17 protein-coding genes are annotated in these 23,900 nt (G+C 58.9%); 8 read left to right on the forward strand and 9 right to left on the reverse strand.

The features are described 5' to 3' along the window. Window positions 1-4 precede the first annotated feature (4 nt). Entirely contained in the window at window positions 5-2,734 is a 2,730-nt protein-coding gene (locus tag CJ255_RS03215) for a clostripain-related cysteine peptidase (protein WP_097642660.1), read from the forward strand. 161 nt (window positions 2,735-2,895) lie between these two features. On the opposite strand, the gene CJ255_RS03220 is transcribed toward CJ255_RS03215, so the two are convergent. The 7 genes from CJ255_RS03220 to CJ255_RS03255 form a co-directional block, all read right to left on the reverse strand. Next, a complete protein-coding gene (locus CJ255_RS03220; RefSeq protein WP_097642661.1) occupies window positions 2,896-3,642 on the reverse strand; it encodes an amino acid ABC transporter ATP-binding protein in 747 nt (248 codons plus the stop codon). A 267-nt stretch (window positions 3,643-3,909) separates the two neighbouring features. Beyond that, window positions 3,910-5,136 (reverse strand): amino acid ABC transporter permease, encoded by a 1,227-nt coding sequence (locus tag CJ255_RS03225; RefSeq protein WP_097642662.1) that lies wholly within the window; start codon window positions 5,134-5,136, stop codon window positions 3,910-3,912. 3 nt (window positions 5,137-5,139) lie between these two features. Next, complete coding sequence (locus CJ255_RS03230) at window positions 5,140-6,333, reverse strand: amino acid ABC transporter permease (protein ID WP_097642663.1); 1,194 nt, start codon at window positions 6,331-6,333, stop codon at window positions 5,140-5,142. A 290-nt stretch (window positions 6,334-6,623) separates the two neighbouring features. Continuing rightward, on the reverse strand, window positions 6,624-7,826 hold the full coding sequence (locus CJ255_RS03235) for an amino acid ABC transporter substrate-binding protein (RefSeq protein WP_097642664.1): 1,203 nt from the start codon (window positions 7,824-7,826) through the stop codon (window positions 6,624-6,626). Between the two features lie 341 nt (window positions 7,827-8,167). Beyond that, a complete protein-coding gene (locus tag CJ255_RS03240; RefSeq protein WP_097642665.1) occupies window positions 8,168-8,806 on the reverse strand; it encodes a hypothetical protein in 639 nt (212 codons plus the stop codon). An 84-nt stretch (window positions 8,807-8,890) separates the two neighbouring features. Beyond that, window positions 8,891-10,387, reverse strand: coding sequence for a serine hydrolase (locus tag CJ255_RS03245; protein WP_097642666.1), 1,497 nt, complete (start codon window positions 10,385-10,387; stop codon window positions 8,891-8,893). Between the two features lie 308 nt (window positions 10,388-10,695). Then, entirely contained in the window at window positions 10,696-11,019 is a 324-nt protein-coding gene (locus CJ255_RS03255; RefSeq protein ID WP_097642668.1) for an ATP-dependent Clp protease adaptor ClpS, read from the reverse strand. A 289-nt stretch (window positions 11,020-11,308) separates the two neighbouring features. On the opposite strand from CJ255_RS03255, the gene CJ255_RS03260 reads away from it, so the two are divergent. Beyond that, complete coding sequence (locus CJ255_RS03260) at window positions 11,309-12,676, forward strand: B12-binding domain-containing radical SAM protein (RefSeq protein ID WP_174714047.1); 1,368 nt, start codon at window positions 11,309-11,311, stop codon at window positions 12,674-12,676. On the opposite strand, the gene CJ255_RS23295 is transcribed toward CJ255_RS03260, so the two are convergent. Further along, window positions 12,639-12,791 carry a hypothetical protein gene (locus tag CJ255_RS23295; protein WP_165774545.1) on the reverse strand — a complete coding sequence of 51 codons (153 nt, stop codon included), beginning with the start codon at window positions 12,789-12,791 and terminating at the stop codon, window positions 12,639-12,641. The genes CJ255_RS03260 and CJ255_RS23295 overlap by 38 nt on opposite strands. A 148-nt stretch (window positions 12,792-12,939) precedes the next feature. On the opposite strand from CJ255_RS23295, the gene CJ255_RS03265 reads away from it, so the two are divergent. The 6 genes from CJ255_RS03265 (at window position 12,940) to CJ255_RS03290 (ending at window position 22,747) form a co-directional block, all read left to right on the forward strand. Then, on the forward strand, window positions 12,940-15,363 hold the full coding sequence (locus CJ255_RS03265; protein ID WP_097642669.1) for a flippase activity-associated protein Agl23: 2,424 nt from the start codon (window positions 12,940-12,942) through the stop codon (window positions 15,361-15,363). A gap of 82 nt (window positions 15,364-15,445) precedes the next feature. Beyond that, entirely contained in the window at window positions 15,446-18,847 is a 3,402-nt protein-coding gene (locus CJ255_RS03270; RefSeq protein ID WP_097642670.1) for a flippase activity-associated protein Agl23, read from the forward strand. A gap of 63 nt (window positions 18,848-18,910) precedes the next feature. Then, window positions 18,911-19,867, forward strand: a complete 957-nt coding sequence (locus CJ255_RS03275) for an aminoglycoside phosphotransferase family protein (RefSeq protein WP_097642671.1) — start codon at window positions 18,911-18,913, stop codon at window positions 19,865-19,867. A 335-nt stretch (window positions 19,868-20,202) separates the two neighbouring features. Then, entirely contained in the window at window positions 20,203-20,412 is a 210-nt protein-coding gene (locus CJ255_RS03280; RefSeq protein WP_097642672.1) for a hypothetical protein, read from the forward strand. Between the two features lie 101 nt (window positions 20,413-20,513). Continuing rightward, window positions 20,514-21,377, forward strand: a complete 864-nt coding sequence (locus tag CJ255_RS03285; RefSeq protein ID WP_097642673.1) for an NUDIX hydrolase — start codon at window positions 20,514-20,516, stop codon at window positions 21,375-21,377. Next, window positions 21,374-22,747, forward strand: a complete 1,374-nt coding sequence (locus tag CJ255_RS03290) for a winged helix-turn-helix domain-containing protein (RefSeq protein ID WP_097642674.1) — start codon at window positions 21,374-21,376, stop codon at window positions 22,745-22,747. Before CJ255_RS03285 ends, CJ255_RS03290 begins: the two co-directional genes overlap by 4 nt. A gap of 139 nt (window positions 22,748-22,886) precedes the next feature. Here the strand turns inward: CJ255_RS03290 and CJ255_RS03295 are convergent. Next, window positions 22,887-23,900: caspase family protein (locus CJ255_RS03295; protein WP_133117000.1), on the reverse strand; the 1,014-nt coding region annotated here is incomplete at its 5' end.

The raw sequence follows: 23,900 nt of genomic DNA on the forward strand, positions 1-23,900 counted from the left end.
GTGGATGTCAAGCTACACATACCTCTGGCTGCTGCTGCTGCTCCTCGTTAGCCCAGTTGCCCTGCTTGTGGCCCAGGCTGATCAGCCTGAAGTCGCCCAAGTGAGTATGCCCTGCCAACAGGTGCTGGCCGATCCGACGGTGGAATTGACGGCTGATGCCTCGCCCTGGGAGGTCTATGCGCCAACCCGTAGTTTTTCTACAGAACATGCGGCTTCTGGCACAACGTCACTGGGCCTGAGCGCTGGTGCAATGGTTGGTCAGCAGATTAGCATCCCCCCCAACCTTGGCGATCTCTTTGGACACCTCTCGTATCGCTTGGCAACGGGGAGCAATGGGGGCGTTGAGCAGGTGCGCGTCGAACTCTATCGCCCTGGCCAGGTGCAAGTAAGTGGCCTCATCACCACCTTGGCTCTGCTCGATGCAGCCGAGGTTACCCCCGGTGATTGGCTGCAACTAGAGTGGCATGCCTCCGCTGAGACCCTGGCGGCCTTGGCTGACTACGCTGGAGCAGCGGTAGTCTTTGTGGTGCGCTCCCTTGGCGCTGAGGGTGCCTCAGCTACCACGACACAGGTATGGCTCGATGATCTGAGGCTGCAACTCTGCCAAACTGAACGCAGTGTGACCCTGCGTGGCGTGGTACAGCGTGAGGGCTTGCCTCTAGCGGACGCGCACATGCTCTTGAGCCATACCTCAGCAACGGGTACGCGGGTCTATGCTGCGGCGCGCAGCGATGCCACAGGGCAGTACGGCTTTCCCGGGGTAGAGCCGCTGGCTGAGGGTGAACATTACCGCATCTGGTACCTGAACACGCCCAATCAGGCCCGCATGAGCCGCCAACTCGGCTTTTGGGCCGGGCCAGAGTTGCGCCAGTTGCCAGAACAGTTTGAGGTGACCGGCTTGGATTTCGAGGTTGGTGATGTGACCCTCTTGGCCCCCGCACCCCATGCCAGCATAGGGTTCAATCATGCTACGACGCTCGCTCTGCGCTGGTTGCCACGCGCAGAACCAATGGCCAACGAGCGCCACCGCGCATGTCTCTACGATCCGGCATACGGCGATCCGCAGACTGGCCTGCCCCAAGAGTGGTGTAGCGCGCCGCTCAATCCGGCCCGCGACAGCCTTAGTGTCAGTCTGCGTAACCTTTCAGGTTTCGTTCCAGTACCAGGCCGGAGTTATCGCTGGTATGTGCGGGTGAGCAGTGGCAACCAGTATGGGGCCAGTTTCCACGAACGGGCCCTAGGCTTGGGTGCTGCCCGCACAGCCAGCCTCGTTCCGGCAGAGCAAACAATAGCTCAACGATCCATTATACCAATGACCCTTGAACAGGCCACATTATCAAGAACACGAAAGCCCATTGGGACGCCATGTTCGGCAATCTGCAATCTGCAATCTACAATCGTAAATGGTATTAGTCCTGCGCAACAGGCCGATTGGACGCTCATGATCTATGTGGCTGCCGATAACGCCCTCAGTGATGCCAGCCGCGCAGCGCTGCCCAAGCGGCAACTGGAAGCCCTACCCCGTTTGGCGGCGACCCATCCCCGCGTGCGCCTCGTGAGCCTTGTGGATAGCGCGGATCAAGCCGGGGTGCAGATCTGTAGCTATGGCCCGCAGGCTGAGCCGCGCTGTGAGCAGGATGCCACGGCAAGTAGTGCAAGTGCCACAACGCTGGGCGATTTTATTGCCCTAGCACGCGAACGCTACCCGGCCCGCCGCACTGCCTTGCTCATTATTGCGCCGGGCAATGGCGTGGGTGAGTTGGCCTATGCCGAGACAACGGGCCGCGCCATGGGCCTACGCGACCTCCAGGCGGCCTTCCAGAGCGCTGGACTAGGTGGCAGCACCCGCCTCGATCTGGTCATCTACCAAGTACCACTCTTTGGCAATGTGGATGTCCTACGAACCACGGCACCCTTTGCCCACGTTATGGTCGCTACGCCCGATCAGGTCTGGCAGATGACCCCCTATGAGCGCATGGTGGCCCTGCTTGCGGCAACGAGCGAGCGCACAACTGTGGCACAGACCATGGTAGAGATCTATGCAACTGAGCTGCCCGAGGAGCGCGCCCTCGCCCTAGCGGCCTACGATCTCAGCCGCGTGAATGAACTAGGGGTGCGGCTCGATGCCCTCGCCGACGCCTTGGCCAGCGAGTTATTCAGCGATCAGGCCAATGTTGGCCCGGCGTTCACTGCGGCACGCGACGCCGCGCAAGTCTACGATTCATCAGCCAACGGGTTGCTCAATCAATTAGCGACGAGTGACGAGCCGCTCGTTGCTGCGGAGGATGCCCTACGCGACCTACGCGGCTTCGTGGAACACTTAAGCAACGCCCCGCTCCGCGAAGGTCTCGATCTCCGCACCCCCGCAGCCGCCCAACAACTCGCGGCGCTGCTGCTCGATCCACAGAGTAGCCCCGTTCTCACCGCAACCCAACGGGCGGGCCTAAGCATTACTGAGCAACCAATTGATCTGAGTGCCAGCCACGGCTTGGCCATCTACTTCCCGACAGGTGAGCGCCTGGGTGAACAACAAAGCCTCAGCGAAACCTACCTCTACGAGAGCGCCCCCGATAGCCGCTGGGCCGCATTGTTGCGCCTCTACCTCAGCCGCAGCCTGCCCAACGGGCCTGGCGGCATCAGCGAAGCGCTGCCCGGCGGCCCCCGCGTACGCCCAGGGCCAGGGGGCTTATTGAGCCTAAACCATTACGTCTACTTACCGCTCGTGGCCCGCTAAAGAACGTGTAGGAACCGGGTTCCCGTGCCTCTGGCGGGGGCGGCACAGCCGCGAAAGGGTGCGTGCGGGAACCCGGTTCCCGCACAGTCCCCCTGGCGTGGGTTGGGTACGGCGTAGCCACCAAAGGGTGCGTGCGGGAACCCGGTTCCCGCGCACACACCCTACAAAATCTGACTCAAGAAGAGCTTCGTGCGCTCATGACGCGGATTGGTGAAGAAGGTATCAGGCGTATTCTCCTCCACAATCATACCGTGATCCATAAAGACCACGCGGTCGGCCACTTCGCGTGCAAAACCCATCTCGTGGGTCACACAGAGCATGGTGATGCCGCCGCGCGCGAGCGTCTTCATGACATCAAGCACCTCCTTGACCATTTCGGGGTCGAGGGCCGAGGTGGGCTCATCAAAGAGCATGATGCGCGGCTCCATTGCGAGGGCACGGGCAATGGCGACGCGCTGCTGCTGCCCACCCGAAAGCTGGCCGGGGTACTTGAGCGCCTGCTCGACAATCCCCACCCGATTGAGCAACTCCATCGCCTTGGCTTCACTCTCCTTGCGCGTCTTTTTGCGTACCCAGAGAGGCGCTAGGGTCACATTCTGCAAGACGGTCAGGTGGGGGAAGAGGTTAAACTGCTGGAAGACCATGCCCACTTCGCGGCGGATCATATCGATATTCCGAATATCGTTGGTCATCTCAATGCCGTCAACGAAGATCCGGCCTTCTTGATGTTCCTCTAGGCGATTGATCGTGCGAATGAAGGTACTCTTGCCCGACCCAGACGGCCCACAGATCACCACCACCTCGCCCTTTTTGACGCGGATGGAGACATCTTTGAGTGCTTGAAACTCACCAAACCATTTATTCACGCCTTCGCAGACGATGATGTCATCAGTTGTTTGGTTGCTCATGGTTGTGCTTTCATGTGCTTAGGGCAGGATATAGAAACGAGGAAATAGGAAATAGGATGGTTCGTGGCGGTTTTACAGTTTGCGAGGAGGCGAGGAGGCGAGGAGGCGAAGCCCTCGCCTCCTCGCCTCCTCACCTCACGCATCCTCCACGGAACAACTGTTCCTGCACGCCATCTCCTGTTCCTTTGTTCTGCTGTTCTCCTGTTCTTTCGTATGTTCCTGCACGCCATCTCCTGTTCCTCTGTTCTGCTGTTCTCCTGTTCTTTCCTACCGCCCCACATTCAGATTAGACTCAATCTTGCGGGCGGTCCGCGACATGGTGAAGGTAAAGACCCAGTAGATCCCGGCCACAACAAAGAAGGTTTCACGCCAAACCCCACCGGGAATCCCGAGCCATTGGGGTTGGGTATAGATCGCTTGGGCTGCGCCGAGCAGATCGGTGAGGCCGATGATCACTACGAGCGAGGTGTCTTTGAAGAGGGCGATGAACTGGCCTACGAGGACGGGAAGCACCGCACGCAAGGCTTGGGGCAAGGTGATCAGCAGGGTAATCTGTACCGGATTAAGGCCCAAAGCCTGAGCGGCTTCAGTCTGACCACGGGGCAACGATTGCAAGCCACCGCGTACATTTTCGGCCAAATAGGCCGCACTGAAGAGGGTCACGGCCACAATGGCCCGCACGACCGCATCAATCCGCACCTCGGCAGGCAGGAAGAGCGGCAGCATAAGCGAAGCCATAAAGAGCAACGTCACCAGCGGCACACCCCGGATCAGTTCAATGTAGCCCACACAGAACCACTTGATCACCGGCAGTTTACTGCGCCGCCCCAAGGCCAGCAGAATACCCAAGGGGAAGGAGAGTACGATGCCACTCACCGAGAGCAGCAGGGTAAGCAGCAGCCCGCCCCAGAGATTGGTACCAATCGTCGTATCACCGCCGCTGCCGTGTAGGATCAGGATCGCCACCGGATAGAGCAGCAACCAACCCGCAACAACCGGCCAGCGCAGCATGTCGCGCAAGCGCCATGCCGCTGCAATACCGGCGGCACCGAGGGCAGCAGTGCCAAAAAGGAAGAGCGTCGTTGAAATGGGCAGCGGCGTCTCGCTTGCTGGCATCGCAAAAGAGACAAACCCAAGCAACAGCATAATTCCACTAAAGCCTGCTGCAAGACTCAGAGGAATACCGCGCCAGATGCCACCACTCAGCCCAAGCAGCAGCGACGCCATAGCGACAATCAGTTGGGGGCGCCAGACTTCAGCGGATGGGTAGCGCCCAAGCAGAATGAGGCGCACATTGCTCGCCACCGCAATCCAGCCTTCACTGCCAATAATCCAGCGAAACAGCCCCCACAAGACTTGAGAGATGATGATCAGCAGGACAATACTGATCAGGCTATTCCACCAGTTACTAAAGAGATTCTGGCGTAGCCACTCAACCACACCAATACTTGGTCGCGGCGCACGGGTGCGCGGCTGGGAGATGTCAGTTGCCATAGATTATCGCTCCACCAGCTGAATGCGCTTGTTGTACCAATTCATAAAGAGCGAGGTGAGCAGGCTGATACTCAGGTAGGCCGCCATCACCATCATGATCACCGGCACAGCCTGACCCGTCTGGTTGAGGGTCGTACCCGCAACAGCAAAGAGATCGGGAAAGCCAATCGCAACCGCGAGGCTACTATTCTTGGTCAGGTTCAGGTACTGGCTGGTGAGCGGCGGGATCATGATCCGCAGCGCCTGCGGGAAGATTACGAGGCGCAAGGTCTGTCCAGGGGTCAGGCCCAAGGCACGCGCAGCTTCACGCTGGCCCTTATTGATCGCCTGAATACCACTGCGGACAATCTCGCCAATAAAGACCGCCGTATAGATCACGAGGCCAAAGAGCAACGCGGCAAAATTGGTCGTCATTGTCAAACCACCAGTAAAGCCAAAGCGTTGCAGTTCAGGCACATTAAGCACCAGCGGAAAGGATTGCGACAATATACCCTGCACAAAAAAGCCCAAGAGGGCCACACCAAAGGCAATCAATAGAGCCCAAGGCAACGCAACGCCAGGACGATCACGGCGCTTAAACTCCATCTGGCGCTGGATGTAGAAAGCCACGCCAAGCAGCAAACCAAGCACGACCCAGATCATCAGCCAAGCGGTAAAGCTTGCGGTTGCCTCTGGCCATGCCATCGTGATCCCACGATTATGCAGATAGAACCAACCACCAACATCAACGGCATCCTGCACCCGTGGGAAGGACTGGCTCATGGTAAGCCAGAAGAAGAGTTGCAGCAGCAGGGGCACATTACGCACAATCTCGACATAGGCGGTTGCAAGATTACGCAACAGCCAATTCTCAGAGAGGCGGGCAATGCCCAAGAAAACGCCCAAAAGAGTCGCCAGAATAATCCCGAAGAAGGCGACACGCAGCGTATTGGTAATCCCAACTAAAAAAGCGTACCCATAGGTACGCGAAGGATCAAAGGGTATGGCAGCTTCACTAATAGGAAAGCCAGCGGGTTGGGTAATAAAGTTAAAGCTTGGTAACAGGCCCGCCCGATCCAAGCCCCGCATCATCTGGGTATAGAGGAACCAGAAGAGCGTCATCATCACCAGAGCAAAGACTACTTGGGCAATGATCGCCAAGATACGGGTATCGCGGTAGAAGGGGATCGTCGTCTTTGAAGCAGAAGAAATCGCCATGCTCGTGATGCTCCCTCACGTCGCAAAAAGAGTCTTTTGGGGGAGGCGATGCCTCCCCCAAACCTCCGCCGGATTGGTTGAAGGGTGGGCCGAACCTTTGCTCCTAAGACCAAGCTTAGGGCTTTAGGATGCCCTGGATGGCCCTCACCCCCTACCCCCTTCAGCAAGCTCTGGTTCGACAGGCTCACCAACCGGGCACCGCCTCTCCCACGTTGTGGGAGAGGGGTGAAGGCCCCGCAGTTTTGTTGCTCTCCTACGAGAGCAAAGCGCGTAACTGGGTTACGCTGCGCCTAGCGGAACGGCGGCGAGTAGAGCAAGCCACCATCGGTGTAGAGCGCATTCTGGCCACGGGGCAGGTTGAAGGGGGTATCGGGGCCGAGGTTGCGGTTGTAGATCTCTTCGTAGTTACCGACGTGGCGGATCACGCGGGCGGCGAAATCGTTGGGCAGACCAATGCCCTCACCCAGATCGCCCTCGATGCCGAGGAAGCGGCGGATGGTGGGCTCATCGCTATCCATGAAGGTGTCGATGTTCTCAGAGGTAATCCCAAGTTCTTCGGCCTCAATGGTGGCAAAGACGATCCAGCGCACCGCATCGGCCCACTGGGCATCGCCCTGCAGCACGGAGGGAGCGAGCGGCTCCTTGGACATGGTCACGTCCAGAATCTTGTGCTCACTCGGATCATTGGCCTTGGTCTGGTAGCTCACCAAGCCCGACTTATCGGTGGTGAAGCCGTCACACTGGCCGGTGTCGTAGGCGGCGAAGGTGGCATCAGCATCCTGGAAGACCACCGCCTCGAAGTCGAGGCCACGGGCGCGGAAATTGTCGGCGAGGTTCAGCTCGGTGGTGGTACCAGTCTGCACACAGATACGGGCACCGGCCATATCCTCAAGCGAATCGATCCCATCGGCAATGCGCACCATCATGCCCTGGCCATCATAGAAGGTGATGGGGGAGAAGTCGAGGCCAACGGCACCATCACGGCTGAGGGTGTGGGTGGTATTGCGGATCAGCACATCCACCTCACCCGTCTGCACGGCGGTAAAACGCTCGGCAGCGGTCAACGGGCGGAACTCAACGCTAGTGGGGTCATCGAAGATCGCGGCGGCCACAGCGCGGCAGAAGTCAACGTCGAAGCCGCTGAACTCACCAGCCGCATCCACGTTACCGAAGCCAGGCAGCACCTGGTTGGCACCACAGATCAGGTTGCCACGGCTAATGATCGTCTGCAGCATCCCACCAGTAACGGGCTGGGCCATTTCGCCCCCTGCAGGTGCAGGCTCGGCAGTGGGCACCTCAGCCGGCTCTTCGGTCGCTTCGGGCTCTTCGGTTGCCTCCGGCGTGTCGGGCGTCTCGGGCGCTTCGGGTGCAGCGGGCGCCTCGGTGGCAGGCGCGGCGGGTTCAGCCGCCGGGGCCTGGGGCTGCTGGCCACCACATGCCGCCAAAATCATGGCGAGTGCAGCAACCAACAGCACGAGCATCTGTCGCTTCATGAGAGTCTTCCCCTATGTTCTGAGCAACGCTATCCCACCGAACCATATCGGCAGCGAACCACGTTGCGACGAACCATGTGGCATTACGGCCTATGGCCAACAGCAAAGCATCAGGGTTAGTACCAATATTTTTCAAATACGCTGGGTTTCTTGACGCAAAGGCGCAAGGACGCAAAGTCTTTCGCATTTGCGCACCAAACCTTTGCGGCTTTGCGCGAGCTTATGTGAAAGGTATTGGGTTTAGCACTGATCCTGCATCAAACGGCTCGCTTGGCCGTCACAATCAACACTGATCGTAGACTCATCAGTCATGGGATTTGTTGTGGATTGTACCACAATGATCAAGGGCACGCAACCGTATACGCTTCGCGCAGGGCCAAGAGGGTGCGCCGTAGCCCTGCGGCATGCACCCAACCGACGTAGCCTGCGTATTGACAAGTGTTATCACCATCACATACATAGACAAAATCAACCCCAAAGCGATTCTTCCATGTACGAATGGTAAGCTGATTGGCAAAACTGGTATGGACGATAGCGCGGCCCACATCTTTGGGCACCGTATCGGTCATGCCAGGAATGCGCCGGATCCGGTTCACAAGTTCTGGCAGTGTGGGTACGACAATGGGATGGTAGAGGCTCAACTCTAGTTGCGCGATCAGGTAACTGCCCCCACCGAGCAGCGCAAGGCCCTGATCCTCAAAAATGCTCACCAACTGCTCGTTGATGTAGAATTCAAAACGCCCAATCCACTGGGGCCGATCAAGATCAAGGTTGAAGACCTTCTCACGGAAGCGCTGCGTCGTCACCACAAAACGCAGGATGTTCACCCCATCCTGCAAGGCTGGCGTAACTGCTTGCAACGCGCCAGGCCGCAGGTCGAAGTGGAAGGCATTCACCGTGACATGACCGGCATCGCGCGCATCGGTGAGGCGCACCTGGGCACTTTTGGGGTAGGCAATGGTTATGGCAAGTCGTTTCATGGGCGCTACGTTTCACCTGAACATGCCGCATGCCTCATGACATTCAAGCGCATTGAGACGCCATGTCCGGCTATCAGCTATCGGCTATCGGCTATCGGATTTGGGATTATAGGCACTATAAACCAAACGTGACAGCGCCGCAAGGATGGGCGTCATCTCTTCGTCATACCAGAGGTCGCGCCCTGGTGGCAAGGGGCGGTAGTAGTAGAGCGCAAGGACGTAGTCGCCACCAGGGCTGCGGACGATCCCCACATCGGCTTGCATATTTTCGACCCAACCACTCTTATGCTCTACGCTCACCCCAGCGGGCACGCCAGCAGCAATGCGGCTGTCATCTTCATTGATGGCAAGCCAATCAAGCATCTCTTGGCAGCGTGCGGCATCAAGGTTTTCGTACAACTCAAGCAAGGGCCCGGCACCATTGGCACACTGATCAATCATGAGGTAGAGTTGGGCCATGCTCTCTGGCTCGGCCCGCAGGCAGTTGCCCATCTCGGTGTAGGGAGTTGCTCCCACGGGGCCAAGGGGGCCACAACGAAACGTTGGGCGAAAGATCTGAATGTAATCAGTGGTCTCGAAGGGGACATAGAGGTAGGTATGGCGCAGGCCCAAATCCTCTTGCAGCATGGTACTCATCTCATCAGCGCCTACAAAGGCGATCCAGGTACCTTCGCCCCCTGCGCCTGCCGAGAGCAGATCATTCGCTGTGAGGTTATCACTCACCCGGATCATTTCACGCAACCACTCCTCATGCTCTTCATTCAGTTCAGGCAGATTGATGTAGGCATAGAGCATAATGGCGGTCTTGATCGTACTAGCACCCGAAAAGACACTGCGCTCATTCCAGCCCATGGTGGCACCGCTGGCGAGATCAACAAGGTGTAAGCCCAGCACCCCAGGCAACTCGGCGGCCACATTGGCCACCTCAGCCCGTAGGCGTTCAAGAGATACCGTTGGGGGCGTGGGATCGGGCTGAAGCGTGAGCCTCAGTGGCCCAGTTTTGCCACGATCAAGGGCGGCCTGCACCTCAGCCAGGGCTGCATCGAGATCAAGCACTTGACCGGGGATATAGGCAAAGCTCCGTGAAATCGCCAACGTATCGGTCAAGACCAGCAACTCCGGCGCAACGGCCACCTCTGGGGCCACTTCAGCCAACTGCTGGCGCAGCGCCGTCTCATCAATGCTCAAGCGCAGTGGCACAGTAATCGGCTGGCTCTGTTGCAGCGCCGCATCCGCCTCGGCAAGCAGGGCATCAAGTGGCGCTTCCAACGCGATCATGGAGGGCTCTAGGCGTAAACGGGCCGCCCCAATCCGCAACTCCAGCACCTGGGGCAGCGCCAACTCTAGGGGCAAACGGGCGGCAGCTTCGGCCCGCTCCAACCCCGAAACATCAACGCCGGCAATCGTCGAGCCAGGCGCATACTGAGGGAGTGGCGTCGGACTGGGGGCTAACGTAGGTTCAGGGCTAGGCAGTGGGCTTGGTTGGTCAACTGAGCTAGAGGGATTGGCTGCCTGATCGCAACTGGCAAGCAAGGCCAGCAGCAACAGCAGCCCAATCACGGCAAAACGTGGCCGGGACATGGGGACTCCTAGATGTTGAGAGACGCGAGGACGCGAGGACGCGAGGACGCGAGGACGCGAGGACGCGAGGACGCGAGGACGCGAGGACGCGAGGACGCGAGGACGCGAGGACGCGAGGACGCGAGGACGCGAGGACGCGAGGACGCGAGGACGCGAGGACGCGAGGACGCGAGGACGCGAGGACGCGAGGACGCGAGGACGCGAAGTGTTTCACCACAAACAAATCAAACCTAATTCCCGAATCTCATAAAACCTCTGTGTCCTCGGTGCCTCTGTGGTGAAAAAACTCTGTACCTCTCTCTGTACCTCTACTCATCGGGCTCAAGGTAAAAGGTCAACGGATAGCCCGCCTCGCGTGCAGCATGGTGGGCCTGATAGACCCGTTCTTGAGCCTCTTCATAGGGTAGCGCAGTGACGAGGGCGCGGCCCTCATTGTGGGCGGTCAACATGACCCGCATCGCTTGGTTGATGGCCAAGCCAAAGAAGACGCGCAGCACCATGACCACAAAATCCATGGGCGTCACGTCATCATTTTGCACAATCACGCGGTAGGGCTTCTCCAAATCTTCCCGTTCAGCAACCTTAAAGATCACTGTCGGGGTTACCGTTACCTCAGGCTCAGGTACGGTCACAGCTACACCTCCAAAGCAATGGTAGGGGTAGTATAGCATAGGCACTAGACACGTTGGTTTGGGGATGCGTGAGGTGAAGAGGTGAAGAGGCGAGGGCTTCGCGGCTTCGCAAGTGGTACAATACCTATCTACCAGTGTTCCCCTGTTCCCCTGTTCCCCTGTTCCCCTGTTCTCCCGTTCCCCTGTTCCTCTGTTCTCCTGTTCCCCTGTTCCTCTGTTCTCCTGTTCTCCTGTTCCCCTGTTCTCCTGTTCCCCTGTTCCCCTGTTCCTCTGTTCTCCTGTTCCCCCCATGCACATCACCTTGATCCAGCCTTGCATGGGCCGCCGTGTGGGCGAGCCCTATATCCGTAGTTGGCAGATGGAGCCCTTGGCGCCAGCGGCGTTGGCGGGGTTGACGCCGCCAGAGGTGGTGCTGCGCTTCTTTGATGATCGTATGGAGGCGTTGGATTATGCTGCACCTACCGATCTGGTGGCACTCAGTGTCGAGACCTATTGCGCCAAGCGGGCCTATCAGATTGCGACGGAGTATCGGCGGCGCGGTGTGCCAGTGGTGATGGGCGGCTTTCATCCGACCTTGGTGCCTGCTGAGGCGTTGCAGTATGCTGAGGCGATTGTGATTGGTGAGGCAGAAGAGACCTGGCCGCAGTTGGTGGCTGATTGGCGGGCTGGGCGCATGCAGCGCGTCTATCGTCAAGCAGCACGCCCGTCGTTGCGCCAGTTGCGGCTGGATCGGCGCATCTTTGCCGGGAAGCGCTACCTTCCAGTGGGCTTGGTTGAGGCGGGACGTGGCTGTCAGCTTCGCTGTGAATTTTGCGCGATTCACGCCTATTTTGGGGGCACCCAGAATCGCCGCCCCTCTGAAGATATTTTGGCTGAGTTGCGTGCGTTGGGTGGTGAACACAAGCTCATCTTCTTTGTGGATGATAATATCACCTCGAACATGGAGCAGGCTAAGGCATTCTTTCGGGCCTTGATTCCGCTGCGTATCCGCTGGGTAAGCCAGTGCAGCATTCATGCCGCCCATGACGAGGAGTTCTTGCAGTTGATCAAGGCGAGTGGCTGCCAAGGGCTGCTGATTGGCTTTGAGACGCTCAATCCGCGCAATCTGAAGCAGATGCGTAAGGGCTTTAATCTGATGCAGGGCGGTTATGAGGTGGCCCTGGCCAACCTGCGACGTTATGGTCTACGCATCTATGCGACCTTCATGTTTGGCTATGACGACGATGAGCCTGAGGCGTTTGAGGCAACCATGGCCTTTGCGCTGCGCCACCGTTTTTTTATGACCGCTTTCAACCAGATTGTGCCCTTCCCTGGCACACCACTGTACCAGCGGATTGCCGCTGAGGGGCGGCTGCGCTTTGAACACTGGTGGCTCGATGAGCGCTACCGCTTTGGCATGCTGCCCTTTGTGCCGCGTGGCATGAGTGCGGCTGAGGTTGAGCAGCGCTGCCTTGAAGCGCGCAAAGCCTTCTACACATTCCCTTCAATCCTGCGGCGTGCGCTTGATCTCCAGGTCAATAGTAGCAACCCGCGCATGCTCTTCAACTTCCTGAGTGCCAACCTGCTCATGCGCCGCGATGCGCGCAAGCGCCAAGGCTTCCCCTTGGGTGATGCGGCGTTCAAGGGGGCGTTGCTGAAGACGAGGCTGCCGGTGTAGATTGTAGATTGTAGATTGTAGATTGTAGATTGTAGATTGTAGATTGTGGATTGTAGATTGTAGATTGTAGATTGTGGATTGTAGATTGTGGATTGTAGATCGCTATGTTCGGCAATCTGCAATCTGCAATCTACAATCTGAAATGGTACTATGCGGCATGGCCAACAGGGTTTGGCATAAACGCATTTGCCCCACAGCTTTGATCTCGTGTAAAATGCCACAGGTTTCTGTTGCCCGGTGCAATTGGCTTGCTCAGAGGTGTGATGACCACGTTTGATCTCTCCCAGCGGCAGCTTGATGCAGCGCCGCCGGATTCTGTTGACCAAGCCCATCCTTGGTCGCTCACCGTCGAGCAATTGGCTTACCTTGCGCTGGGGGTGCTTGCGTTGATCGCGCACCTCTGGGCCTTGGGGGATCGTGCGCTGCACCACGATGAGACGCTCCATGCTTCCTATTCGTGGTTTCTCTTTGTGGGTCGTGGCTACATTCACGATCCGTTGTTGCACGGGCCATTGCTCTACTACTTGGGTGCGTTGGGCTATTTCCTCTTTGGGGATAACGATTTCACGGCACGCCTGATGCCCGCGTTGGCTGGTACGGCGCTAACCCTGCTGCCCTACCTGCTCCGACGCGAACTGGGGCGTCCTGCTGCGCTCATTGCGGCGGTCTATCTGCTTATTTCGCCGGTGGCGCTCTATGTGGGGCGCTTTTTTCGCCATGACATCTATTCGGTGGTGTGCGAGCTGCTTGTCTTTGTTGCAATTGTGCGTTATGTCTCGTCGCGCCAGTTGCGCTGGCTGCTGGTGGGGAGCACTGCCTTTGGTTTGATGTTTGTCAATCTGGAGACGAGCTACCTCTTTTTGCTGATCATGGCCGCGCCACTGGCCATAGCCTTTTTGTGGCAGGTCTATAAGCCGGGTATTCCGCTTGTGCTGCTGCTCGGCGTCATGGGGGCGGCGCTGATCTTTGTGTTGCCCGGCAAAGCCAAGGTTGACGGGGCCCACAACGCCTTGCGCGATCCAGAGACAGGGGCGATGCAGATTGAACGGCCTGGCTTCTTGGGCTGGGCGCCACTGCCCACCGATGATAATGGCTATGCGCTGCGGGTGCGTAATCGGGCCGATAATGATGGCGGGCGCAGCCTGCTGGAAAACTTGGGGCTCTACTTGGGGGAGGTTTGGAAGTTCTTTGGCCATCCCGCGATTATGCTCGCCATGGGCTTGACGCTCGGTACGATCACGCTGCTGATCCATCTGATCTGGCGGCGCAGCAATGCTGATGGCGTAACCCCCTGGCAGGTGGCATGCGAACGTCAAGTGCCAGCGGCGATTGCCTTTGGCAGTTTGGGCCAGGGCTGGCGCTGGTTCTATGCCCTGAGCATCTTCTTGGCGATCTACCTAATCTTCTTTAGCGCCTTCTTCACCAACATGATCGGCATGGTCAGTGGGGTCACCGGCTCGTTCCTCTATTGGTTGGCGCAACACAATGTGGAACGGGGTGGGCAACCGGGCCACTACTACCTCTTCTTGCTGGCGGTCTACGAGCCGCTGCTGCTGCTCTTTGTGGCGATTGGCTTGGGCTTTGTGGCCTATGATCTGCTGGGCCTGCGTAGGTCTGTGGAGGCAGAAGCGGAACAAGGCCAAACGGAAGACCCCTTCCACCGCACCTTCTGCATCCCGTTCCTCGCTTGGTGGGGTCTCGCCTCGCTCGGTATCTATACCTGGGCGGGCGAAAAGATGCCCTGGCTGACGATCCACATCAGCCTGCCCTTTACGCTCTTGGCGGCTTGGGCGCTGCAACGGATCATCTGGGGGGCGCGTCCGGCACCCGACGGCCCCGGCCAAGCTCCACAGATTTCTGCTGGCGTCTGGGCGCTCTACGGCAGCCTCTTTGCCATCGTGATTGGCCTGGGCTTTGCCCTGATGAGCGCCGTGGTGGACTTTCCCGATGCGGCGACGGTGATGCCCTATTTGACCCCCGCGCTAATTGTGCTTGCGACGGTGGCGCTGATCTTCCTGCTGACGCTGAGTGCGGGCTTTCGCTACAGCTTTCGTCCGGCCCTGATCCTGCTCACCGTATGTATGGTCTTCACCTTGAGCCTCTACACCGTACGCAACAGCGTGCGCTTGGCCTTTGTACACGGCGATGTGCCGGTTGAGCCTTTGGTCTATACCCAAACATCGCCCGACGTGATGCGGATCGTGCGGCGGATTGAGGAAGCCTCGATCCGGCGGGGGCATGGCTTGGCAATGCCGGTGATCTACGATAACGAGACGGTCTGGACGTGGTACCTGCGTAATTTCAACAACGCCGAGCGTAGCAGCGGGCAACTGCTGGCGCCACCCGATGCCGAAGTGATGGCGGTGGTGATGTTGCAGGAGAATCTGGATCGCCATCCAGAGAATCGGCGTCACCTTGAAGAATTCGTTATCCAGCGCTACCCCTTGCGCTGGTGGTTCCCCGAAGACGAAATCTACCGCCTGCGGCCCAATTGGCGCGAGGTGCCGCTGACGCAGACCTCATTGCTCGGTCAATTCCTACGGGCACCCCTTGAGCGCGAGGTGGGTGAGCGAATGTGGCGTTTCTTGCTTTTCCGCGATCCTGGTGCGCCCCTTGGTTCAACCGATATGATCATTGCAGTGCGTCCAAGTATTGCCGATCAGATAGGGCTTGGTTTAGGCGAGTGATGTTAATTTCAGGCGGGGGTTTGGGGCGAAGCCCCAAGCAGATCCACACCAGTATCCAGTATCCAATATTCAACACCAACATATGGCACAAATAGATCACCCTCAACATCCTACGATCCTCAGCCGGACGATTGACCTTACGCGGATCAATTGGGAGGTTGTGGCGTTTACGGTGGTAATGATTGCGAGCATCGTGGCCCATCTGTGGGGCTTGGGGCGCATGGCCCTGCACCACGATGAGAGTATCCACGCTTGGTCGAGTTGGCGGCTCTATACGGGTTCTGGTGGTTTTAACTGCTGGAGTGGCTTAGACGAAGAGGGACGGCCACGGGGCGGGGTTTCGTCGCTAACCTATTGCTACGATCCGGTCTACCATGGGCCTTCGCTCTACTATTTGACCGCGTTGGCCTATTTTCTCTTTGGTGATGGTGATGCCCAGGCGCGGCTGCCGATGGCGGTGGCAGGTATACTGATGACCGCTTCAGCTTGGTGGTTGCGGCCCTACCTAGGGCGCAGTGGGGCGCTCTTGGCGGCCATACTCATCACCTTTTCGCCCTCACTGCTCTACTATGCACGCTTTGCGCGCCACGATGGCCTCATGGTGCTGTGGGAACTCTGGATGCTGATTGGGGCGCTACGCTGGCTCGATACCGGGCGGGCCCGCTGGCTCTATCTGACGGCAGCAGCGGTGGCGTTGGCAATTGCGACCCACGAACTCTACTATATTCTCTTCTTCATTTTTGGTATCTTTGTCTTGATGCGTCTCTTGAGCGAGAGCCGTTTTGCGCGTTACGTGCCGATGTTTCTGAGCGGGGTGATCGGCATGTGTCTGGTATTGATGCTCTTCAACCCGCGTATCCCGGTGGGCCAGGGGCTCTATTTTGGTGAAAAGGCGTTCCTTGTTGCTTCGGCCTTCCTGCTAGCGTGGCTCTGTCAGCGCCTGTGGGAGCCCAGGCCGCTGCTGCTGCCGCGTTTGCAGCAACTCTGGTTTGAGCAACGCAGAGTACTCTGGGTGGCACTGGGGATTCTAGGGGGCATCTATCTGACGCTCTACTCATCGTTTTTTGCCTATCTGCCCGGCGCAATTGATGGCCTCTATGCGGGTTTGGCCTACTGGTTGGGCAGCCAGCAGGAGTATGCGCGCGGCGATCAGCCCTGGTACTACTATTTGATGCTGCTGCCACTCTATGATCCTCTGGCGGTGCTGGCCAGCTTGGGGACGGTGGGGGCGATGGTGGCGACAGTGGGCTACCACGCCATCCGCACATTCATGGCAACACGGCAGGCAAAACAAGCTAGCGAAAAAGAGGGTGCAGGTGCAGGTGGCAAAGAGCAGCATGAGGCTGCAAATACGGCAGCAGCAATGCCTGCCCCCTTGCGCCCCTGGGAACTCTACCCGCTCTTGGTTGTCTTCTGGTTCTGGTCGACCCTGATCATCTTCTCGTGGGCGGGCGAAAAGATGCCCTGGCTCGTGGTGCATATGGCCCTGCCGGGCAACCTCTTGGCCGCTTGGGCCTTGGCGCGGCTCGGGCGCATGGCGCGCCAAGCGCCGCCGCAGATCTGGCTCGTGCCCATCCTCACCTCACTGGCACTCGTAGCAATCTCGGTCGCCTTCTGGCGCTTGGGGCTCGACGGCACGGCCCAAGCGGCCCAACGCAACCTCTTGCAGGGCATTGTGCCGCTCGTGATTGCGGGCGGAATGATCTACTGGCTGCTCAGTTTGGGGAGTTCGTTGGGGGCCAAAGCGGTCGTGGCGGCGGTGGCACTGAGCGGGGCGGGACTCGTGGGGGCCTACACCCTGCGCGCCACCTCGCTGGCGGTCTATACCCACCCGGACACCCCGATTGAACTGTTGGTCTATACCCAAACCGCGCCGGAGGTGCCGCGCTATGCGGCCACGGTGCAGGAGTTGGCGATCAACATGACGCGAGGGCAGCGCACGAGTGCCGATGTCACCGGGGGCTTGAGCATGCCGCTGATTGTGGATAGCGGCAACAGCAGTGGTGACGGATCGCTCGCTTGGCCCATGCAGTGGTACTTGCGCGACTTCCAGAGTGTGGCGTGGACGCGGCGCGATGCCTATTTCGACAACCCGCGCTTGAGCGCCTTCGAGGTGCAGATGCCCGATGGTTCAACTGCGCTTGCACCAGTGATTATGCTCTACAAACCCCATGTGAGCGAAGCAGTGCGTCAGGTATTGAGCGAAGCCTATGTGCAGCCCTATGGCGACACCGGCGTCTTTAACTGGTGGTTCCCTGAGGGCGATAAGTGTTCGCCGCAGAGTGCTGGTTACAAACGCTTCTACTTCAGCAGATGGACGCCCGCGGATGAACTGATCAACGATTGTGGGCGCGACATCAGCGATCAGGTGCATGGCCCCTTTGATGTGCTGCTCTGGCCTTTCCAGCGCCAGAACTGGGACACCCTCTACAACTTTCTGATCTACCGCCAACTGCCTGCGCCGCTCAAGCCGGGGGGCCGCGAGATGGAATTCTGGTTACGCGCCGATCTCGCAAGTGGCGGCGGGGCAGTGGTAAGCGAAAGCATAGGCCCGGAACTGCGCCTGATGGCACGCAACGTTGCCCAGATGCCGCCCGACGCAAGTGGGCCAACCGGCATCGCGGTGGACAGCGCGGGCAAGCTCTATGTGGCCGACACCGGCAACCACCGCATCAACATCTTCGACAGCCAGGGGATCTTCCAGCGCAGCCTGGGTTCTTTTGGCAGCAACGCAAACCAATTCTACGAACCGCGTGGCGTTGCGGTAGATGATGCAGGCTACATGTACGTAGCCGACACATGGAACGCCCGCATTGTCAAATACGATCCCAACGGCGAAGTGGTGACTACCTGGGGCCAAGGCGATCAGGACCTGCTTGATGGACGGCGGGCCACCATCACCGAAGGCGATCCGCTGCGGAACGAAGCCAACCCACTCGGCTTCTTCGGGCCACGGGGCATCGCCGTAGATCGTCAAGGCAACGTCTACATCGCCGACACTGGCAACAGACGCATTGTCGTGACGGACAATGAGGGCAACTTCCTCTATCAATTTGGGTCAGCGGGCAGTGAAGCCGGGCAATTCAACGAGCCAACAGGGGTAGCCGTGGATCAGCAGGGCAACTTGTATGTAGCGGATATATGGAACGGGCGCGTGCAGGTCTTTGCGCCGGACGGCAGCGGCAGGCTTGATCGCATCCCCTTCGTCACCTGGAACGTCAGTGGTTGGCGACCCAACACCTACGACGATCCCTCAATTGCAACAAGCCCGGAGGGCACCGTTTATATCAGCGTACCGAGCCGCAACCAAGTGATGGCCTTCAACCTACGGGGCGACATGCTGCTACGTTGGGGCGGCCCAGGTGACGACTTTGCTTCCTTAACCAGCCCCAGTGGTCTTGCCGTTGGGCCTGATGGATCGATCTGGATCGTTGACCGTAACGCAAATCGAGCCTTGCGCTTTGTACTCCCGGATGTGAGGTAAGCTTTCGTGGGGCATAGCCCCAAAGCTTGCACCAACAGACAAACTTGGTTTGGAACCCTCCCCATGAACTATAGCGCACTGAATCACTATATCCCGCCGGTGGCCGAAGGCGTGAGTGATGCGTGGCGGCGAGCATTGGGGCGCTTGGGCGACTACACGGCGCTCGTGGTGCGCGCAACCAACCTGCGCCCCAGCGGGGTGACGCTCTTTACGCAGACGGAACAGCACCTGTTGGTACGCATCTCGACGCCGGGCGAGCATGTGATGCTGCGAATCGCGCCTGAGGATGACCTTGCGGCCCATGTGAGCTTCACGCGCACCATGAGTGGGCAGGGTTTGCCGTCGGCGCGCATTATCCAGCGTGATCTTTCGTGTACCTTGGTGCCCTTTGCCTACACGTTGGAGAGTTATGTCCCTGGTGGCAGTGCGCTGGCCTTAGGGAGCGAGCCGTTCCTGCGTGGAGCGGGACGGCAGGCGGGCCGCGTTTTGCGGCGTATGCACCGCATCACCATGCCGGGAGCCGGGCGACCGCAGCGTAGTGGACGCTGGCCAGCGCGTTCGTGGGGTGTAGCCTTGCGCCAGCTTGGGGCGCTTATGGCGGGCCCGCCAACTGACACGCTGCTCTTTGGTGAGGCGGAACGGGCGACCCTGCTGGCCCTCCTGGCCGATCCACGCCTCGCAATTAGCCAGCCTGTGCTCATGCATGGGGCCTTTGGCCCAGAGGCAGTGCGCTGTACTGCGGGCGGGCATATTCACCTGGAAGCAATTGTGGAACCGGGAAGCTGTGTGAGCGGCGATGGCCTCTTTGACCTTGCCTGCGGCCTTTGTGCGCTCTACCCAGCCGCGTGGCGCGAAGGCTTACTCGACGGCTACCATGCGACGATGCCGCTCAGTGCTGCTGAAGAGGCGCGTTTGCCGCTGCTGCGCCTACTGGCCAACGCATGGATCGCCTGCCACCGCTACAGCCGTGCCCAGCCCCACGAAGCGGCGCTCGCAGAGGCGAAGCGAATGCTGGGGTGAGGATGAGGGAGGAGGGAGGAAGCAGGAAATAGGAAATAGGAAGCAGGAAATAGGAAATAGGAAATAGTGCAAAAGTAATACCAATTACCCTTGAACATGTCGCATTATCAAGAACGCGAAAGCCCATTGCGTTCCTTTGCACTCTTTTGTGGAAATGAACACATGTTCTTTCCACCCTTAAACCACAACGCGAGAGTCAATCCTGCCAGCCAGTTGTCGCATTGTTGCCACCTCTGCTACAGATAGCACGACGCCGGAAAGGGTATGCTTGAGGCACAACCCACGCCACAACATCCCTCTTCCCGAAACCCCGTAGCGACACAAGGAGGTCTACCATGGAAGCTCTTATGCTGACGCCTGGTGGTCTGTTGTTGACAGCCGTTGTGCTTGCAATCGTGGCTTCGAGTCTGCGTAGCCTCTGGCAGCCTCGTCCGACGGTGATCTATATGCCGCTGGAGCATGCCCATGAGTCCCGTAACTCTGGCTGTTTGCCCTTCTTGGTTTTGCTGGGGGTGATCCTTGCAGCCTTGATGGGTATGTTTTAACTTAGCTTTGTGTTGCATTGTGGCGGCAAAGCCGCCACAATGCAACACAAAGGTTTTTTTTAGAGGAGGCGAAGCCGCCACAAAGAATAAGGAGGCTTACCATGGAGACGAAGCACTCAGCATTGGCGCTACGGCGGGCACGCATCTGTATCTTGCTGGATGAGTTGGCGGCAGCGGCACCACGGGAGGATGGGCGTCCGGGGCGCTTGGTTGAGCTTGAGGGTGTGCAGGATCAGGAGTATCTCTTGGGTGTGGTGGATATGGTGGCAACCATGGGGCTGGTGCGGCTGACCAGTGATGGGCTGGGGGCTTGGGTGGTTTCGCCAGCGGCGGGCTGGGCGCTGCGGGCCTGGTGCGATCTGGTTGCTGCTGAAGCGCCGTTGGTCGCCGATTGGCAGGGTGCGGGGGTGACGCCAGGCGAGCAATTACGCCATCCGTTTGCGAAGGGGGCCAATTTCCTTGCGGCGCTCGATCAGCGTCGCCAAGAGGTGCTGCCTGGATCATTGGCGGTACGCGAGATTGAGGCCGCAGTTGGTCTTGTGGCGCAGAGTCGTGCCGCAGATGAGTGGGCATTCCTCTTTACCTTCGATCAGGCCGCTGGGGCTTGGCAATTACCCGGGGGACGACGTGAATATACCGATGCTTCGCTTGAGGCGGCGCTGCTGCGCGAGTTGCGCGAAGAGTTGGCTGTGGAATTGCATATGCCGGATGATCTGCACCTCCGGGCCTTACCGCCACCCTTTGTGGGCATGCGTACATCGCCCACATATGGCCTACGCAGTCGTACATGTTTCTACCCCTTCCTCGTTACGCTACAACACGAATTACCGTTGGTGACACCCCATGTACGTTGGCTCACCATGGCTGAGGTACAAGCGGGGCGGGCCGCTGATGGCGCTTGTGTCGCCGCCGAGCCGCTGTTGCATGTGTTGAATCGTTCGGAGTTTGATTTGGGTGCGCTATGAGTATCGATCAGCGTAATCGTCCCCTGCCAATCACCTTTCGTGAGGCGCTGTTGCGCCCGGTGACAGCAACGCTCCGTGCGGGCGAGTGCTGTTCGATCATTGGCGTTACGGGCGTCGGCAAGACCAATCTGGCCCGTTTTTTGCAGCGACGTGATGTGCAGACCCACTACTGGGGCGATGAGTTGGTCTGGGTGTTGTTGCTTGATAGCAATGCCCTAAACCTGGGTAAGCGCCCAGACGAGTTTGCGGTGCTGGAACTGATGATCCACCGTTTGATCTGCGAAGCGGAGGGCAGCGGTTTACCGCGTGAGTTTGTGGCCGAACTGGATCGGCTCCACAGTACTCTGCTTGCTCAACCGGATGAATTGTTGGCATTCCGCTACCTTGAACGGATCATTGGACGGCTCTGCAAACAGTATAGTAGGCAATTGGTGATCGTTTTTGATCAGTTTGAAGCGATCTGGCAACGGCTTGCGCCGCGCCTCTTTCTAAACCTGCGCTACCTACGCGACGAATTCAAATACCATGTGGTCTATTTGACCATGACACGCGAACGGCTAGCCGCAGCGCGCCAGCGGGTCTATGATGATTGTGTCGAGGTGGAGAGCTTCTGGGAGATGTTTGATCCGCATGTCTTTGGCTTGGGCATGTATGCAGAAGCGGATGCGCTTGAGATGTTCGAGCGCATCGAGTTGCGCCACGGGCAGCAATTTCCTGCCGAGCTACGCGAGGCGGTACTCAGGTTGAGTGGGCGTCACCCGTCGCTCCTCCGCACCCTCACCTGGAGCCTTGTGCGTGAGGGTACCAATGATCATGATTGCGCTGCCCTAGTGCGTCGTCCAGCCTTGGCAGCCGAGTGCGCCAAGCTCTGGGCCGACCTGCTACCCGAAGAGCAGCGGCTGGTGCGTCAGTTGGTGCAGGGCCGTTTGGCCCTCAGCGAGCAGGATGGGGCCAGCCTGTATGAACTGCAACTGAAAGAAATACTCACAAGCGCCAATCCGCCAGAACTTTTCGCGCCGCTCTTTGCGAGCTACGTGCAGCAACAGGCCAGCGATGAGGCGAGTGGGGTCACGATAGATCTGCGGCAGCGCCAGGTGTTGGTGGATGGCCAGCCACTTCAGGGCTCACTGAGTCCGTTAGAGTTCAGCCTGCTGGAGCATCTAGCCCGGCGAGCGGGGCAAGTCTGCCGCCGCGACGAGATTTTGGTGGCGCTCTACCCCGGAGAACACCTTGAGGTGAACGACGAGCGCATTGATACCCTGTTGCGGCGGCTACGCGAAGCGCTCGGTGAAGACGGACGCAACCCGCGCCATCTCTTCACTCATCGTAGCGTAGGCATCCGTTTGGCACAGGGACGAGTGTGTGAGTAATACCAAATCCGATAGCCGATAGCCGATAGCTGAAAGCCGGACATGGCGTCTCAATGCGCTTGAATGTCATTATGCATGCGGCCTGTTCAATGGTAATTGGTATTCGCCCTCCCCGAACCCCTCCCACGATCCTAAAAGACTATAGCGGCTTTGGTTCAATTGCGCCGCCGGCATAGTAGGCCAGGGCAAAATTATCGGACTCACTGAAATTGAAGCTGGGATGCTGCCGTTTTTCAGTCCGTTCAGGCACAACCCGCCCAACATACATGGCCACATCAGCAAGATAGGCATAGCCATCCGCTTTCGATGCGCCATGACCAGCGAGTGCTTCGAGCAAGGCTTGGGTAAAAAAGCTATAGGGCTTGCCCGCGTATGAGAACTCGTCGCGGTGTGAAGAGGCGATGACGGCGCGCCCTGAACCCTGGGCGAGCTTGTCGAGTTCAGGCAGCAGGGGAGTGGGCTTGAGGCCCGCTTGCTTGATGGTGGTGAACGCGCCCGCATGGCAGCAATCGAGCAGCAGGAGCAGGCGACTGGCCCGAATTGCTTGGAGGCGCTCACTGAATTCTTGACCGGAGAGCGCAGTGGTGGCGAGACTACTGATCTGGTAGCCGTAGGGCAAGAGGAACGAAGCGGGCTCACCGACACCGTGGCCAGAAAAGTAGACCGTGATGATCGCCTGGGGATCGTGCTGGGCCACGGTAGCAAGTTGAGCAAGGGCATCGAGGATCGCACGGCGCGTCGCCTTGGGGCCGGTAAGGAGCGTCACCTGCTGCGGGGGATAGGCGCAGCGTTGCGGGTCGGTAAGGGTATTGTAGAGCCCTTGGGCATCCTGGATGGTATTGGGCAGATCACCGCCGACGCCGATGAGCAGGGCGTGGGCGGCGCCGGGGGTGAAGGGAGTAGGCGTTAGCTTCCGTGGCGGCGGCGGCGTTGACACTGCCACGGAAGCGGGCTTAGGGTTTCGCCACTGGACCTCCGGCCAGCGTGTGGGGGGCCAGGATGAACCTGGACTCCAACGATCCAGACGCTTGCAGATCAGCGCGGCTAACAGCAGCGTATGCTGGTAGCGCGTGGGATCTTGGGCGGGTTGCAGACGACTCAGCACAAAGAGGTGATTAAGCAGCATTGACCAGAGGTATTCGCGGCGATCTTG

The organism is Candidatus Viridilinea mediisalina, assembly GCF_002532535.1.
Taxonomy (GTDB): domain Bacteria; phylum Chloroflexota; class Chloroflexia; order Chloroflexales; family Chloroflexaceae; genus Viridilinea; species Viridilinea mediisalina.